Raw genomic sequence first — 1,237 nt, forward strand, 5'->3', positions numbered from 1 at the left:
GGCAATGTCAATCGGTCGAAGCAATTTGGGTCAGGCTGCTGCCTGTCGCAGCAGCTCGTTCAGTCTCTGGGCCGGCGTGTGCAGGTCCAGGGTGGGACGGGGTCGTGCGTTGAGGGTGGCCGCGATCCGGGCCAGGTCCTCGGCAGTGTGGATCGAGAGATCGCTGCCCTTCTCGAACCAGTGCCGCAACAGCCGGTTGGTGTTCTCGTTCGTGCCGCGCTGCCACGGTGAGTGCGGGTCGCAGAAGTAGAGCTGCAGATCGAGCGCGGTCTGGATGTCGGCGTACTTGGCGAGCTCGACACCGCGGTCCCAGGTGACCGAGCGGCGCAGGTGCTCAGGCAGTTTGCCCATCTCGCGGATCATCGCCTCGGCCACCGAGTTCGAGTCGTGCCGACCGGGTAGGTGCAACAAGATCGTGAACCGGGTCGAGCGCTCGACCAGCGTCCCGATCGCCGAGCCCGACGCCGTGCCGCCCATGATCAGGTCACCCTCCCAATGGCCCGGCACCGCCCGGTCAGCCACCTCGGCCGGCCGTTCGCTGATCTTGAAGGCCTCCTTGTACGGACTGGCCGGGTTCCGGGTGCTGCCGTGTGCCTTGCGTCGACTTCGTTTCAGGCTCAGACAGCGGTGCAGATCAGCGCGCAGCGACCCACGGGTCTGCACGTAGAGGGCCTGATAGATCGTTTCGTGGCTCACCCGGTCAGTGTCGCTGGCTGCATCGCGCGCGAGCATCTGGCTGATCAATCTGGGCGACCAGCCGTCGTCCATCCACGCCTCGATCCGCCGACACAGGCCAGGGTTGGCGGCTAACTTGCTCGTCTTGGGGCGGGGACGACGCACCGCGGCGGCGCAGTGCGCCACGCTCGCCCGATACACCCCGTCCGGGCTGCGATTGCGACTGAGCTCGCGGCACACCACCGACTTGTCACGACCGATCGCGTCGGCGATGCATTGCAGCGTCCACTCCTTGTGGACCCCGGCCGCGATCTCTACACGGTCATCGATCGACAACGCCCGCCGTACCCCTCCCACGACGGAGCCCAACGATTGAACAGACCCGAGGCCACCATGAGGACCCAACACGAGACGAAGGTTCATGTGGCCAGACTGGCTCCACCACGCCACGGCCTGAGTGCTCGACACCCCAGTTCGCTCAGCGGCCTGGCGAAGGGAAACCCCACCGCAGATCAACTCCACAAACGCCTCACGCACTTCAACCGGGAATCTCTTCGGCATA

Annotated in this window: 1 protein-coding gene; it reads right to left on the minus strand. The window is 65.7% G+C overall.

Annotated features, from left to right (window positions below):
* Positions 1–30 precede the first annotated feature (30 nt).
* Positions 31–1,236: an IS30 family transposase gene (locus CF8_RS19960; protein WP_036491611.1), complete on the minus strand. Its 1,206-nt coding sequence runs from the start codon at positions 1,234–1,236 to the stop codon at positions 31–33.
* Between the last annotated feature and the right edge of the window lies 1 nt (position 1,237).

The organism is Nocardioides sp. CF8 (genome assembly GCF_000389985.1).
Taxonomy (GTDB): domain Bacteria; phylum Actinomycetota; class Actinomycetes; order Propionibacteriales; family Nocardioidaceae; genus Nocardioides; species Nocardioides allogilvus.

What these genes read in the sequence shown, in the direction of transcription:
- CF8_RS19960 (WP_036491611.1), bottom strand. Translation starts at nt 1,236, where the DNA reads ATGCCGAAGAGATTCCCGGTTGAAGTGCGTGAGGCGTTTGTGGAGTTG.